Genomic DNA, 13,567 nt, shown 5'->3' on the forward strand with positions numbered 1-13,567 from the left:
GGAGAAGGTGCCCGGCAGGGCGGATGAGGGGCCGACACTGCAGAACATAGTGATCCGGAGCCCCCAATGACGTCAGCCGTCCGTTTCCAGCAGGTATCGCGCCATTTCGGCCAAGTTCGCGCCGTCGACGGCGTCGATCTTGAGATCGCGCCGGGCGAGTTCTTCGCCATGCTCGGTCCGTCCGGCTCCGGCAAGACGACATGCCTGAGATTGATCGCCGGCTTCGAGCAGCCGAGCGCCGGCCATATCCAAATCTTCGGCGAGACGGCAGACGGCGTTCCGCCCTATCGCCGCAACGTCAACACCGTGTTTCAGGATTACGCCCTCTTCCCGCATCTCAATATCCTCGACAATGTCGCCTACGGGCTGATGGTCAAGGGCATCGGCAAGGCGGAGCGGATGAAGGCTGCGGGCGATGCCCTCGAACTCGTCAAGCTGCCGGGCTACGGCACCCGCCGCCCCGGTCAGCTATCCGGCGGCCAGCGGCAGCGTGTGGCGCTTGCCCGCGCCCTCGTCAACAAGCCGAAGGTGCTGTTGCTCGACGAGCCGCTCGGTGCGCTGGACCTGAAGCTGCGCGAGCAGATGCAGGAGGAATTGAAGAGCCTGCAGCGCGCGCTCGGCATCACCTTCGTCTTCGTCACCCACGATCAGGGCGAGGCGCTGTCCATGGCCGATCGTGTCGCCGTCTTCAACAATGGCAATATCGTCCAGGAAGGCACGCCGCAGGATATCTACCGCCGCCCGAAGACCCGCTTCGTCGCCGATTTCGTCGGCTCCTCGAACGTGATCGCACCAGATTTGATGGCCTCGCTCGGCGGCGAGAAACGCTGGGCAAGCCTGCGCCCCGAGGCGATCCACCTGGCAAACGACGGCGTCGAGGCGACGATCGAAAATGCAAGCTTCCTCGGCGCCGCCACCCGTCTCGGCGTCGACCTCAGGGGCAGCCGGCTGCATGTGATGCTGCCGGCAGGCGCGCCTGTGCCTGATGTCGGCGCCGGCATCCGCCTCGCCTGGCAGCCTGCCGATATCCACTACATGGACGACGCGGCATGACGGCACTCACCATCTCCAACGCCAAGACATCGATCCTTCCCGGACGCAGCGGTTTCTTCGGCCGGATGTCGGATGCCTTCTGGCGGCACCCGAAGCTCTTACTCTTCCTGATGCTGACGCCGCCGCTGCTTTGGCTCGGCATCATCTATATCGGTTCGCTGATCGCCCTGCTGCTGCAGAGCTTCTTCTCCATCGACGATTTTTCCGGCTTGGTGAATTACGAATTCACCCTTGCGACCTATGCCCAGCTTCTGAGCCCGACGAATTTCGACATCATCATCCGCACAGTCGTGATGGCGGCGCTGGTCACCATCGCTTCCGCATTGATCGCCTTCCCGATCGCCTACTACGCGGCGCGTTATGCCCAAGGCAAATGGAAGGTGCTCTTTTATCTCGGCGTCATGCTGCCGCTCTGGTCGAGCTATCTCGTCAAGATCTACGCCTGGAAACTGATCCTCGCCAAGGAAGGCATCCTCACCTGGATCTTCGAGAGGCTGCATCTCTCCTGGTTGCTCGACGGCATCCTCAATCTGCCGGTCGTCGGCGGCAATTCGCTCTCGGTGAGCTACCTCGGCACCTTCATCGTCTTCGTCTACATCTGGCTTCCCTATATGATCCTGCCGACGCAGGCGGCCCTCGAACGTGTGCCCGCCAACCTGATCGAGGCCTCGGCCGATCTCGGCGCCACGCCGCGCCAGACCTTCCGCACCGTGCTGCTGCCTTTGGCGCTGCCCGGCATCGTCGCCGGTTCGATCTTCACCTTCTCGCTGACATTGGGCGACTACATCATCCCACAGATCATCGGTTCGTCCAGGCTCTTCATCGGCCAGGCCGTCTATGCCCAGCAGGGAACGGCCGGCAACGTGCCGCTCGCCGCCGCCTTCTCCGTCGTGCCGATCGCCATCATGGCGCTTTACCTGTCGCTCGCCAAAAAACTGGGAGCCTTCGATGCGCTCTGATCTCAAGAGATCGCCGCTGCCGTTGAAGATCGCTGCCGCCGGCGGGCTGCTCTTCCTGCACCTGCCGATCCTGCTGATCTTCGTCTATGCCTTCACCACCGAGGAAAAGAGCTATCAATGGCCGCCGCCCGGCCTGACGCTGCAGTGGTTCGCGGTCGCCTGGAACCGGCCGGACGTCTGGTCGGCGCTTGGCCTTTCCGTGCAAGTCGCCGTTATCGCCACGGCAATCGCGCTCATCCTCGGCACACTCTGTGCGGCGGCTGTCAGCCAGACGAAGTTCTTCGGCCGCGAGGCGATCTCGCTGCTGGTCATCCTGCCGATCGCGCTTCCCGGCATCATCACCGGCATTGCGCTGCGCTCCGCCTTCAGCCTGTTCGACATCCCCTTTTCGGTCTGGACCATCGTGCTCGGCCACGCCACCTTCTGCGTGGTCGTCGTCTACAACAATGCGGTCGCCCGCTTCCGCCGCACCTCCGGCTCGCTGATCGAGGCGTCGATGGATCTCGGCGCCGACGGTTTTCAAACTTTCCGTCATGTCATCCTGCCGAATATCGGCACCGCCCTCCTCGCCGGCGGCATGCTGGCTTTCGCATTGTCCTTCGACGAGGTCATCGTCACCACCTTCACCGGCGGCCAACAATCGACCTTGCCGATCTGGATGCTCGAAGAACTGATCCGCCCGCGCCAGCGGCCCGTCACCAATGTGGTCGCCATGCTCGTGGTGCTCGTCACCTTTCTGCCGATCCTGGCAGCCTATTACCTCACCCGCGACGGCGACCAGATTGCCGGCGCCGGCAAATAACAGGGAGAACATCATGGATACGCAGATGCTGATCGGGTCCCGCTTCGAAAACGGCACGGAGACGGAAGAGCACATCCTGAACCCGAAGACCGGCGAGACGGTGACCGACCTGCCCGAGGCCTCGCTCTCCCAGGTCGACGCCGCCGTCGATGCCGCCGAAAAAGCCTTCAGGAGCTGGTCGCAGACGACACCGGGCGAACGTTCCGGCTACCTCCTGAAGATCGCCGACGCGATCGAGAAGGATGCCGCCGGCTTCGCGACGCTCGAGGCGCTGAACTGCGGCAAGCCGATCAATGCGGTGCTGAACGACGAAATCCCGGCAATCGTCGATTGTTATCGCTTCTTCGCCGGCGCCGTGCGCAATCTGCACGCACCGGCCGCCGGCGAATACCTGCCCGGCCACACCTCGATGATCCGCCGCGATCCGATCGGCATCGTCGGCTCGATCGCGCCGTGGAACTATCCGCTGATGATGATGGCCTGGAAGCTGGCGCCGGCGATCGCCGGCGGCAATACCGTCGTCTTCAAGCCTTCGGAGCAGACGCCGCTGACGGCGCTGAAGATGGCCAAGCTGCTCTCCGAAATCTTGCCCGAAGGCGTCGTCAACGTCATCCTCGGCCGCGGCGAAAGCGTCGGCAACGCCCTCATCAACCATGCCAAGATCGGCATGGTCTCGATCACAGGCGATGTCGCCACCGGTAAGAAGGTGCTGCAGGCCGCCGCCAAGACGGTCAAGCGCACCCACCTGGAACTCGGCGGCAAGGCCCCGGTCATCGTCTTCGACGATGCCGACATCGACGCCGTCGTGTCAGGCATCCGCACCTTCGGCTATTACAATGCCGGCCAGGACTGCACAGCCGCCTGCCGCATCTATGCCGATGCCAAGGTCTACGACAACTTCGTCGCCGATCTTTCCTCGGCAGTATCGAGCATCCGCTTCAACCAGGCCGACGATACTGAAAACGAGATCGGCCCGCTGATCTCCAGGCGCCAGCGCGACCGCGTCGAGAGCTTCGTCGCCCGCGCTTCCGAGCACAAGCACATGGAGGTCACCACCGGCGGCAAGGTCTCCGGTGACAAGGGCTTCTTCTTCACCCCGACGGTCATTGCTGGCGCGCTGCAGGACGACGAGATCGTCCGCCGCGAGGTCTTCGGCCCGGTCGTCTCGGTCACTCGCTTTTCCGATGCCGACGATGCCGTTGCCTGGGCAAACGACAGCGATTACGGCCTCGCCTCCTCGGTCTGGACCAAGGATATCGGCCGCGGCATGAAGACGGCCGCCCGGCTGCAATATGGCTGCACCTGGATCAACACGCATTTCATGCTGGTCAACGAAATGCCGCATGGCGGCCTCAAACAATCGGGCTACGGCAAGGACATGTCGGCTTACGCGCTGGAGGATTACACCGCCGTGCGCCATGTGATGATCAATCACGGCTGACCTTCGTTAGAGCATGATGTTTCTCATGGCATCATGCTCTAACTCTTTAATTTAGAACAGGATTCGGAGGGAGACCCAGACGCCACGATCCGTCGTTGCCGGCGAAGATGCGCGTTCTGCATTGGTTCGCCCCGGGGGATCTCAGGCTGTGTGGCTATAAAGCGCCAGCAATTGACTGCCACCGCTCCAGATCATGTCGATCGCGACGTAGACGATGATCGCAAGGCCGAACCAACCGATCCACCGATAGCGGTTGAGCAGCCTGGCGACGAAATTCGACGCGACGCCCATCAATAGCACCGAGAGGATCAGCCCGAAGATCAGCGCGCTCATATTGTCCTTCGCCGCCCCGGCGACGGCGAGCACATTGTCGAGCGACATCGAGACGTCGGCGAAGATGATCTGGCCAATCGCCTGCCGGAAGAGTTTCGGCTTGATATGCGCGACGGCTTCGCCGCCAGGAGCCTCCTCCGCGCTCCCCGAAATGAGCTCGCGGCCCATCGTCCAGCAGATCCAGAGCAGCATCAGGCCGCCGGCGAGCGTGATGCCGGTGATCGCCAGAAGCTTGGCGGCGATGACGGCGAAGACAATGCGGATGACGGCGGCCGCCGCGATACCGACGGCGATTGCCTTGCCGCGCAGCTCGCTGACGAGGCCAGCGGCAGCCATGCCGATGACGATGACATTGTCTCCCGACAGCAGGAGATTGATCATGATCACTTCGAAATAGGCGGAAAACGTATGCTGATCCAGAAAAGCTGGCATGGTGATCGAGCTTTCATCGATGGGGCAATCGACAGTCTCTTCAAACAGATCGGACAGGCTTTGAAAAGACCCGTATTCCTGACGCATGTCGCCCGGAAGCGTGCAGCGGTTCCGGGATAACGACATGCATCAAAACAAGAGCTAAAGCGCGTCGCATGAATCAAATTCGATGCGGCGCGCTTTGGAAGAGAACGTCATTCCACTCCAAACGATCCGGAACAATTTGCCCGTTGCAGCGTCTTTCTGAGGCAACCGCAAAGGATGACGTCATGCTGAAATGGGCTCTGATATTCTTCGTAATTTCGATCATCGCCGGCTTTTTCGGTTTCTCCGGCGTCTCGGCAGCCACCGCGACGATCGCCCGCGTTCTCTTCGGCATCGCGCTGGTGATCTTCCTGATCTTCCTGGTTCTCGCGCTGATGGCCGGCCAGGCGGTCTTTTGACGGAGAACCGCTCTAGATTCTTCCCAGCACACGATTTGGGGAGAGGGAGATGAATGGGCGGCCGCATGGCTTGCGCTTGCCGCCCCATTCCCACTGACGCGCCTCTGGCCGGATACAGCGCCTCTCGCCCTGTACCCGGCCATCTCGAACAGTCATTGACTGTTTTGCGCAGCCGCTTTCCGAGCCTGCAGCCTATTTCAACTCGGCAAGGAGAGCGTCGGCGCCCTTGCGGACGCCCACCATCGAGGCATCCATCGCCGAGAAGCTGGCGCCGATATTCATCGCATTGGGATATTGTTTGGTGACGTAGGAAGACAGGAGGCGATTGCTCGTCGCATCATAGATCTCCACGGCATAATTCACCGAACCGGTCATCGACCCTTCGCGGCCGCGAGCCGCCTGGACGGTGTTGTACAATCCACCTGCGACGTCGATGTGCGAGACCGTTCCGAGGACCGCAGTCGTCGCCTTTGCGCCCGTCAGCGTCAGGTGCAATCTGAGTGTTGCAGGAGCAGCGACGCTGACGATCGCAAAGCGCGTCTTCAATTTTTCCGTGAACTGCTGCTGCATGTAGCTGGCCAGCAGGACCTTGTCCTTTTCGGGGACTTTGCCGAACTGATTGTCGGGACCGTTATAGATCGTAACGGGATCCACGATGATCCTGCTGTATTGGCTCCAGTTGACATTCGTCTGGTAACGATACGGCACGCGGCCAGTTTTATCCGTGACATTCGGCCGAAGCTGCGCGGCCGAAGCAAGTCCTGAATATGCCGTCGGATCGGGGGTCGAGCAGCCAGCGATGGCCGAACATGCGAGCATCAACGCGGCGCCGACGTTCAAGTTTCTTATCAAGGATTTGGCTCCAGTTTTGGAAATGCCGAATGGCACGGGATCTGCTGGGACCGGTTTTATGGAATTCGAATGTTGCTGTGTTTGCTGTGTTGTGCGGAAATGTTCGCGAGCCGGATGGCGAATAACGCCCTGACCCAAACCGCAAAGCGCCGGCCGGCAGTCAATGCGACGAAGAAAGGCCATCGGACTGCGTCGCTTGGATGGCAGGAAGATCGATAACGACGACCAGGCCGCTCGGCTTTCCGTCCAACAGGGTTAATTCGCCATTGTGCCCTCTGGTAACGATCCCTTTGGCGATCGGCAGGCCAAGCCCAAGCCCGGAACCGCCCGTGGCGCCGATCTGCCGCGATTTATCCGCTTTGAAGAATGGCTCCAAAACCTTCGCCTTCAGTTCGTCGGTCAGGCCGGGACCGTTGTCGCTCACCCTTATCCTGATCCCGCCATCGCCGCGACTTTGCAGATCGATTTCGACCTGCTTTGCGTGGCGGGACGCATTCTCGACCAAATTCGTAATCGCACGGGTGAGCGCCTGAGGTTTGCAGACGAATGCCAGCCGCCGCGGGCCGGTGAACCGAACATCGATGCCGGTGTCGGCGAAATCGGTCGCAATCGTCTGCAGCAGGCTTGAGATATCGACCTTTCGATCGATCGCCATCACGGATGGGTCCTTGAAATAGGCCAGACATTCGTCGATCATGAAATTCAATGTGGTGATATCGGCAAGCATCAGCCTTCGAAGTTCCGGCTCAGCGGAACGCTCGGCCCGCATCCGCAATCTCGTCAGGGGCGTCCTGAGATCATGACCCACGCCACTCAGCATTCTGGTTCGATCCTCCGACATGCTCTGGATCCGATCGCTCATGACGTTGAGCGATTCCGCCAGACTGCGGATCTCAGCTGCGCCATCCGGTTCGAAGGGTTTTTCCAAACTGCCTTCCGCGCTCGCGCGTTTGGCAGCAGCGGCAAAACGCCTCAAAGGTTTGGTGATCAGCCGGCTGCTGAAATAGGCAAGCAGCACCAATGGAATGACGATTTTCAAAAATCCGCTTGCCGCTGCCGGAGCAAACCACAAATAGCCGGGAAAAACCGGCAATTGAAAGATCAGGGCACGCTGATCGTCAATTCTGACGGCCAGGACGTCGGGGTGCGATTGACCCATGACGAAGCGGTGAAATGCCACGAAAATATTGTCGGCGAGCATTGCGTCGAGACGCGCGACAAGCTCGCTCGGAGAGACGATCTGCTGTTTGCCGGCAGGCGGCTGATCCAATTTTTCGACCTCGATGCCGAGCGCCGCTGCTTTGTTTAGAACGATAGCCTCGTCTTGTTCAGACCTTGCCTCGGCAAATTGCTCCGTGATCATCGCTGCTCTGGCGGCAAACAGACCGTTTTGAAAGCCGCGATCATGACGGCCGTAGATAAACGGCTCCGTGGCGGTGGCCACCACGGAAACGAGCACGACAAGGAGGGTCGCCAATGTGAGGATCTGGCTCTGGATCGAAGCCCGCCGAAAATTTCTCAAGAGAGGCGCTCTACCTTGGATGCGAAAAGATAGCCGCCCAGCCGCACCGTCTTTATGAATGTCGGATCTTTCAGATTGGGCTCGATCTTTTGCCTGACCCGGCTGATATGGGCGTCGATGCTGCGCTCCACCGGCCCCGCCGATCCGGCATGCGTCATCGACAGCAGCTGTTCGCGCGTCAAAACCTGGTTCGGATTGCAGCAGAATGCCAGGAGGATATCGAACTCCGCAGTCGTCATCGAAACTTGGGCGCCATCGGCATCGAGGATGCTGACGGCTTTTCGGATCGATGCGCCATCCCGAGAACGTCATGGGGCCAAGCGCCTCCTCCTGATGATGCGCATATGACGCTCTGCGGAGGATACTCTTGATCCTGGCCAGCAGTTCGCGGGAGTTGAATGGTTTCGTGACATAGTCGTCGGCGCCAAGTTCCAGGCCCAGAATCCGGTCGATATCCTCCTGGAGCGCCGTCAGCATCAGAATCGGCACCTGGCACGAAGCACGAAGCCGCCTGCAGATGCTGAAACCGTCCTCGCCCGGCAGCATCGCGTCGAGGACGATGAGATCGAATTGCTCGCGCGCCATCAGTCGATCCATAGCCGCGCCGTTCTCCACCGACGAGGCCCCAAAGCCGCTGCTTCGAAGAAGGTCCACCAGCATATCCGCGATCGCGGGATCGTCCTCGACGATGAGGATACGAGCGTGATTGGGAACTGCCATTTCATATGCCATCGTCATTCGTTCTCTTGCCGGGAGCTGCGGCGCGAAATTACCATGTTTCACCATGGCCGGGTCAAATCTCTGGGGGATACCACACGATGCCAGCCGCCGCACCGGGCTCCGCCTTCAGCATATCAGGTGCCGTGCGATGATATGTTCGATAATGTTGAGATATGTTGCGGATTTCCGAGAGGCAATCCGGCGTCAAAACTGGCTTTGGGGATCGCCGCTGATTTCCACCTTGTCGCCTTGGATTGCGCAATCGATGATGACGGTGGCGATGAAACACATCCGAACGACCAGCAGGCAAAAGAACACCAGCGAGACGATCGCCGTCGCATAATGCTTCAACGCCGAGCGCTTCGGGAGCCGTGCCGTGAGCTTATGGAGAAAACGTCTGGCGAGACGACCGATCGCCACGAGCAGGAACAATGCCGTGATGATGTAGCCGCTTGCTGCGGCGGCTCCTAACAACTGAAACATGAGAAGACACCCGCACCAGGTGAAAAGCTCCGATTTCGGAACCACGCTTTCAAGCCGGCCAGGCCACGCAGAAGGAATGAAGCGCAGCCTCCGGTTCGTTACCGGTTGGAATTCGCCCACGCCTAATCAGCTCGCTCTGCGTTGGATGTGGCACGACGGCTTAAAAGAAGAGACGTGGCGGCGCGCCACCGAGACGCCTTGACCGTGCCTGCAATCGACGTCCCGTTTGCGGCAGGTGCCTTTTGGACCGCAGCAATCCTGGCTGTTTTTGACTCCGTGAGGGCCGCGATCCTTCTTAGAAAGGCGTCGCCGTCGAATTCTTTCGAGGGATGAGCGGACTTTGCCGTCGGCTGGGCGGCATGGAAAAACACTTCGAGATTGATGACCGGTATCGGCTTGATGTTTCGGACCATATCGATATCCGGCCGCGTCGTTACCGCCAGCAAATATCGGTCCGACCGCAAGGCGTCGAAGAGTTCCGGCACCGAGGATACAGAAGCCGCGGCATATCCGTTCGCATTCAATTTCGAGACGATATCGTTGGCAGCACCTTTTCCGAGAAAGACGAGAATTGGCTTTTGTTGATTGTTTTGCGCGGAAGACATCACTGGCACACTCCTGACCTGTCGCCATAAGTGTAGCCCGCATCGACGCCGCCGTTTGTTCGGTTTTGTTCGATTTTATTGCGCCGAAGGATGCTCGCAGAGCCTCTACTACAGCACCGCCCGTAGCCATGGATGCAGTCCGCTTGTTTGCTTTCGCAGCAGATTGTCGATCGATATCGACCCCGCGCCTGACGCCGCCAGCACGAACATGCCGCCTGCAATCGCCAGGTCCTTCTCGAAATGCAGAAGCTCGTTCTGGCTCGCAAGATTGGTGTGGAAGAGCAAGGCGGTCGCAAGGCAGAAGAAGGCCAGCGCCAAGGCGCCAAGCCGGCAGAGAAAGCCTGTCGCAATGGACAGGCCGGCACCAATCTGAAGGGCGATGGTGGCAAAGGCAACCGGCGCCGAGAGCCCGAGTTTTGCGAAAGTATCGACGGTCGCGGTGATATCCGTCGCGAGCGACCAACCTTCATGCAGAAAGATCAGCGACAGCAGAAGCCTGCCGAGGAGAAGAATGAGATCGGCCAATCCGGGCCGGCTTGAGACGCTTTCCATCATATCCTCCGGTTTGAGAAGAACAGGCGGTTCTGCCGCCTGTTCTTGCGTTCCTATGCTCGTCAATTGCCGCCCTTGGCCGCAATGGCCTTTTGCAGGTCTTCGAGTTCTTCGCAGCCGCTCGGGCAAAGTTGCTTCAGTGTTGACACCTGCTCCTCGGCCTTCGCAATCTCGCCGGTTTCGATATAGAGTTCGCCGAGATATTCACGCGCTGCCTTGTGATCGGGCTGAAGCTCCAGTGCCTTGGTGTAGTAGGTCAGCGACGTTTTGTAGTCGCCCGTCTTGCGCAGCGTATATCCCATCAGATTATAGACATCCGCCTGCTGATTGTCCTCGGCAAGGCCGCGAAGCTCCGCCAGGGCGCCGTCGTAATCCTTGGCATCGATCTTGGCGCGCACCGACGTCAGGTCGGGAGCGTCCGTCGATTCCATATTGTCGACAGCAAAGGCGGGAAGCGCCGTCACCGCCGAAAAGCCCGCGCATATGGCACAAAGCCAGATGAATCCGAGAATTGCATATTTCATGATGGTCTCCTTTCGGCCTTTCAGGCCTGGACTGTCGGTGTAAAGCCATAGGCATTGCCGTCCTTGACGAAGGTGCCCGAGCCGGGGAAAGGGAAATGCGAGCCGCAGATCGCGATATTGTCGGCGATGATGCGGTCGATCAGACGCCGGCGCGTGCCGACGGCCATCGGCCCGTCCTGGTCGTAGCTGCCTTGCCATTCGGGATGCGGCGCGAGCAGGGCCGGCACATACATGATGTCGGCCGAGACAAGCAGTTGCCTGTTGCCGGAGGTGACAAGATAGGCCGAATGACCCGGAGTGTGGCCGGGCGCAGCAAGAAGACGCACTCCCGGTGCAACCTCGGCCCCATCGTCAACCTGCTTCCAGTTCGTCCATGTCGGGAAAACCTCGGCAATGCGCTTGCCGGCCGGCCTGCGGCCTTCCGCAAGCTTCTCGACCCGGCCGGGCTCCGTCCACCAATTGTATTCGACGGCGTTGACGATGAGTTCGGCGTTCGGAAAGACAGGATCGTTCGTTCCCTTTTCCATCAGTCCCCAGACATGATCGGGGTGGAAATGCGAGAGCATGATCGTGTCGATCTTCTTGTAGTCGATACCGGCGGCCGCCATGTTCGCCGGCAGATGCGTGGCATTCGCCTGCCATTGACCGACGCCCGAGCCCGCGTCCATCATGATCAGACGGTCGCCGAGTTTCAGGACGACCACTGTCAGCGGAATCGGCATGAATTCCGTCGTGAGCCCGGCCTTGGAAAGCGCCTCCTTGGTGTCCTCGATCGAAGCATTCTTGATGAAGGTCGGGTCATGCGGCTTTTTCCAGATGCCGTCATAGATCGCCGTGACTTCGACATCGCCGATCGTGTATTTGTAGAAGCCGACCGTCGGCTCCAGCGGCGTTGCGGCGAGCGCCGGCATGACGAATTCGAGCTTCGACGACAGACCGAATGCAGCCGCCGCGGCAGCCGATCCGAGCACGGCGCGACGTGACATGGTAAACATGATTATGCCTCCTCTCGTTGATGGCATTTCTGGTGGCGAAGACTGGATTTGTTCAGACGTCCTCGCTGCCGAACTAGATCGCTGGCACGGCGCACATATTCCCAATCTCGGGAGTTATTTCTTCAAGCTGTTGAAAATATTGTTCTATTTCTATCGCGCACGACGGACGCCTCGCTGCTTGCAAAAAACTGGCGTCGACATGGAATAAAACCGCTTGCCGATCGGTCTAGTTCGCAAGGGCCGCATTGCATGCCTGCGGGTCCGACGCCCAAATTCGGCTGCTGGTGAGGCAGGGAGAATGATGACAAACGTCCAGATCACCTATCCTTTCGGGTCGACCGATTGCATGCTGCTCGTCCGGCATGCGTCGGAAGCCCGTATTCCACCATCACCGCTGGCCGTACTTCGCGGCGGTGCGGCGTGGCTGTTCAATCTCATGGTCTCGGGAAAAGCGCGCAGCGATCGGGTCGCTTCGGCAGCCGGGACGAGCGTGCAGCATGAATTCATGCAGCCCTTTCAGGACCTGATCGTTCCCCATCTTGACGCGGCTTATAATTTTGCCCGCTTCCTCAGCCGCGACGCCGATGCCGCGCAGGATATTGTCCAGGAAGCGTTTCTGCGCGCCTATCGCAATTTCGAAACCTATCGTGGCGGCGACCCGCGCGCCTGGCTCTTTGCCATTGTCAGGAACTGCTGTCATGTCTGGCGCCAGCAGGATCGCCGCAAAGCGCGGTTCGAGCAGTCTTTAGGCAATGATGGCTATGCTGACCCTCACGAAGGCGGCGAATACCAGATCGCCTCGGAGGAGGATTCGCCGGAGATGGCGACGATCCGACGAAGCGAACAGCAGCGCGTACGCGCCGTCATCAGCCGGCTTCCGGAGGCGATGCGGGAAATCCTTGTCTTACGCGAGCTTGAAGATCTTTCCTACCGGCAGATCGCCGAGATCATCGATGCGCCGATCGGCACGGTCATGTCGCGGCTTGCCAGGGCGCGGCGTGAATTTGGCGAAGCCTGGGATGCATGCAGCAAAAGAGAGACGGCAGGATGAGTGAAGCCCAACAGAAAAGTTGCCCGGAATGGCGCATCATGCTGCACGGCTTTGTCGATAACGAACTCGATTCCGTCCACACAGCGCAATTCGAGGATCATCTTGCCATCTGCCCAAATTGCAGGGCGGAGATGGAAAGGGTTCGTGCCGTGAGAAAGATCATCGATCAGGATGGCATCAAATGGAAGCCGCCGGAGGCGCTGCGCGCGCAAGTGCTGTCGATGCTGTCTTTCGAGCAGGCCGCGGTATCCAGCCTGCCGCTCCCGCGCCAAGTGCCGGTCTGGCGTCGCATCCTGGATTTCATCCGGCAATGGAGCTTCGTGCCTTCGCTCGCAGCACTGGGAGCAGGCGCCTTCCTGTTCATCAACGCACCGTCGCCGGCCTTGCTTTTGCAGGAGCAGATCATGGCGAGCCATGTCAGGTCGATGATGGCCGATCATCTGACCGACGTGCTGACCTCGGATCAGCACACGGTAAAACCGTGGTTCAACGGCAAGATCGATTTTTCACCACCGATCAGCGATCTCGCCAAGGGCGGTTTTCCGCTGATCGGCGGCCGTGTCGACTATATCGGTGATCGCGCCGTTGCGGCTCTCGTCTACCGGCGCCACGGCCATGTCATCAACCTGTTCATCTGGCCGGCGGCCTCGGCCGCTGAGACGACGACGGTGGATGACGGCTATAACATGAAGCAATGGTCGGACGGAGGGCTGGTGTTCTGGGCGATTTCGGATGTCGCCGCAGGCGACCTGGCCGAGTTCGAGACCCTCTTCAGGGCAGCGGCAAAAGGTTAATGCATG

Annotated in this window: 16 protein-coding genes and 1 pseudogene; 8 read left to right on the forward strand and 9 right to left on the reverse strand. The window is 59.9% G+C overall.

Features of this window, described 5'->3' with window-relative positions; all coding sequences use genetic code 11:
* The first annotated feature begins 66 nt into the window (after positions 1-66).
* Genes FHX14_RS15705 through FHX14_RS15720 form a run of 4 tightly spaced genes read left to right on the forward strand, consistent with a single transcriptional unit; the run spans position 67 to position 4,255 of the window.
* Positions 67-1,053 (forward strand): ABC transporter ATP-binding protein, encoded by a 987-nt coding sequence (locus FHX14_RS15705; RefSeq protein WP_012559006.1) that lies wholly within the window; start codon positions 67-69, stop codon positions 1,051-1,053.
* Complete coding sequence (locus FHX14_RS15710; RefSeq protein WP_184377723.1) at positions 1,050-2,012, forward strand: ABC transporter permease; 963 nt, start codon at positions 1,050-1,052, stop codon at positions 2,010-2,012. The genes FHX14_RS15705 and FHX14_RS15710 overlap by 4 nt, the downstream gene beginning before the upstream one ends.
* Positions 2,002-2,814 (forward strand): ABC transporter permease, encoded by an 813-nt coding sequence (locus FHX14_RS15715; protein WP_183697056.1) that lies wholly within the window; start codon positions 2,002-2,004, stop codon positions 2,812-2,814. Before FHX14_RS15710 ends, FHX14_RS15715 begins: the two co-directional genes overlap by 11 nt.
* 13 nt (positions 2,815-2,827) lie before the next feature.
* On the forward strand, positions 2,828-4,255 hold the full coding sequence (locus FHX14_RS15720) for a gamma-aminobutyraldehyde dehydrogenase (RefSeq protein WP_184377724.1): 1,428 nt from the start codon (positions 2,828-2,830) through the stop codon (positions 4,253-4,255).
* Positions 4,256-4,396: 141 nt separating this feature from the next.
* Here the strand turns inward: FHX14_RS15720 and FHX14_RS15725 are convergent, their stop codons facing one another.
* Complete coding sequence (locus FHX14_RS15725) at positions 4,397-5,020, reverse strand: YjbE family putative metal transport protein (RefSeq protein WP_183697061.1); 624 nt, start codon at positions 5,018-5,020, stop codon at positions 4,397-4,399.
* Between the two features lie 269 nt (positions 5,021-5,289).
* Between FHX14_RS15725 and FHX14_RS15730 the strand changes: the two genes are divergently transcribed.
* Positions 5,290-5,463 carry a DUF1328 domain-containing protein gene (locus tag FHX14_RS15730; RefSeq protein WP_003590176.1) on the forward strand — a complete coding sequence of 58 codons (174 nt, stop codon included), beginning with the start codon at positions 5,290-5,292 and terminating at the stop codon, positions 5,461-5,463.
* Between the two features lie 192 nt (positions 5,464-5,655).
* On the opposite strand, the gene FHX14_RS15735 is transcribed toward FHX14_RS15730, so the two are convergent.
* The 8 genes and pseudogenes from FHX14_RS15735 to FHX14_RS15770 form a co-directional block, all read right to left on the reverse strand.
* Positions 5,656-6,315 (reverse strand): DUF3313 domain-containing protein, encoded by a 660-nt coding sequence (locus tag FHX14_RS15735; protein WP_210301048.1) that lies wholly within the window; start codon positions 6,313-6,315, stop codon positions 5,656-5,658.
* A 160-nt stretch (positions 6,316-6,475) separates the two neighbouring features.
* Positions 6,476-7,837 carry a HAMP domain-containing sensor histidine kinase gene (locus tag FHX14_RS15740; RefSeq protein ID WP_184377761.1) on the reverse strand — a complete coding sequence of 454 codons (1,362 nt, stop codon included), beginning with the start codon at positions 7,835-7,837 and terminating at the stop codon, positions 6,476-6,478.
* A pseudogene (locus tag FHX14_RS15745) lies at positions 7,834-8,575 on the reverse strand (response regulator). The gene FHX14_RS15740 and the pseudogene FHX14_RS15745 overlap by 4 nt, the downstream one beginning before the upstream one ends.
* A gap of 186 nt (positions 8,576-8,761) precedes the next feature.
* Entirely contained in the window at positions 8,762-9,040 is a 279-nt protein-coding gene (locus FHX14_RS15750; protein WP_003590170.1) for a hypothetical protein, read from the reverse strand.
* A gap of 122 nt (positions 9,041-9,162) precedes the next feature.
* Positions 9,163-9,654, reverse strand: coding sequence for a hypothetical protein (locus FHX14_RS15755; RefSeq protein ID WP_037073451.1), 492 nt, complete (start codon positions 9,652-9,654; stop codon positions 9,163-9,165).
* A 99-nt stretch (positions 9,655-9,753) separates the two neighbouring features.
* Complete coding sequence (locus FHX14_RS15760; protein ID WP_037073450.1) at positions 9,754-10,200, reverse strand: DoxX family protein; 447 nt, start codon at positions 10,198-10,200, stop codon at positions 9,754-9,756.
* Positions 10,201-10,259: 59 nt separating this feature from the next.
* Positions 10,260-10,724, reverse strand: a complete 465-nt coding sequence (locus FHX14_RS15765) for a tetratricopeptide repeat protein (RefSeq protein ID WP_172643307.1) — start codon at positions 10,722-10,724, stop codon at positions 10,260-10,262.
* Between the two features lie 17 nt (positions 10,725-10,741).
* Positions 10,742-11,716, reverse strand: a complete 975-nt coding sequence (locus FHX14_RS15770) for an MBL fold metallo-hydrolase (protein WP_184377725.1) — start codon at positions 11,714-11,716, stop codon at positions 10,742-10,744.
* Here FHX14_RS15770 and FHX14_RS15775 point away from each other — a divergent pair.
* The 3 genes from FHX14_RS15775 (at position 11,706) to FHX14_RS15785 (ending at position 13,561) form a co-directional block, all read left to right on the forward strand.
* Entirely contained in the window at positions 11,706-11,924 is a 219-nt protein-coding gene (locus tag FHX14_RS15775) for a hypothetical protein (protein WP_184377726.1), read from the forward strand. The two genes, FHX14_RS15770 and FHX14_RS15775, sit on opposite strands and share 11 nt — an antisense overlap.
* A 90-nt stretch (positions 11,925-12,014) precedes the next feature.
* On the forward strand, positions 12,015-12,767 hold the full coding sequence (locus FHX14_RS15780) for a sigma-70 family RNA polymerase sigma factor (protein ID WP_184377727.1): 753 nt from the start codon (positions 12,015-12,017) through the stop codon (positions 12,765-12,767).
* The gene (locus tag FHX14_RS15785; RefSeq protein WP_184377728.1) at positions 12,764-13,561 is read left to right on the forward strand and encodes an anti-sigma factor; all 798 of its coding nucleotides are present in this window, start codon (positions 12,764-12,766) and stop codon (positions 13,559-13,561) included. The genes FHX14_RS15780 and FHX14_RS15785 overlap by 4 nt, the downstream gene beginning before the upstream one ends.
* Positions 13,562-13,567 lie beyond the last annotated feature (6 nt).

The organism is Rhizobium sp. BK619, from assembly GCF_014195245.1.
Taxonomy (GTDB): Bacteria; Pseudomonadota; Alphaproteobacteria; order Rhizobiales; family Rhizobiaceae; genus Rhizobium; species Rhizobium acidisoli.

Coding starts and splice junctions, on each gene's coding strand:
- FHX14_RS15760 (WP_037073450.1), bottom strand. CDS start 10,200: ATGATGGAAAGCGTCTCAAGCCGGCCCGGATTGGCCGATCTCATTCTT.
- FHX14_RS15780 (WP_184377727.1), top strand. CDS start 12,015: ATGATGACAAACGTCCAGATCACCTATCCTTTCGGGTCGACCGATTGC.
- FHX14_RS15715 (WP_183697056.1), top strand. CDS start 2,002: ATGCGCTCTGATCTCAAGAGATCGCCGCTGCCGTTGAAGATCGCTGCC.
- FHX14_RS15750 (WP_003590170.1), bottom strand. CDS start 9,040: ATGTTTCAGTTGTTAGGAGCCGCCGCAGCAAGCGGCTACATCATCACG.
- FHX14_RS15730 (WP_003590176.1), top strand. CDS start 5,290: ATGCTGAAATGGGCTCTGATATTCTTCGTAATTTCGATCATCGCCGGC.
- FHX14_RS15725 (WP_183697061.1), bottom strand. CDS start 5,020: ATGCCAGCTTTTCTGGATCAGCATACGTTTTCCGCCTATTTCGAAGTG.
- FHX14_RS15720 (WP_184377724.1), top strand. CDS start 2,828: ATGGATACGCAGATGCTGATCGGGTCCCGCTTCGAAAACGGCACGGAG.
- FHX14_RS15710 (WP_184377723.1), top strand. CDS start 1,050: ATGACGGCACTCACCATCTCCAACGCCAAGACATCGATCCTTCCCGGA.
- FHX14_RS15775 (WP_184377726.1), top strand. CDS start 11,706: ATGGTAAACATGATTATGCCTCCTCTCGTTGATGGCATTTCTGGTGGC.
- FHX14_RS15705 (WP_012559006.1), top strand. CDS start 67: ATGACGTCAGCCGTCCGTTTCCAGCAGGTATCGCGCCATTTCGGCCAA.
- FHX14_RS15785 (WP_184377728.1), top strand. CDS start 12,764: ATGAGTGAAGCCCAACAGAAAAGTTGCCCGGAATGGCGCATCATGCTG.
- FHX14_RS15770 (WP_184377725.1), bottom strand. CDS start 11,716: ATGTTTACCATGTCACGTCGCGCCGTGCTCGGATCGGCTGCCGCGGCG.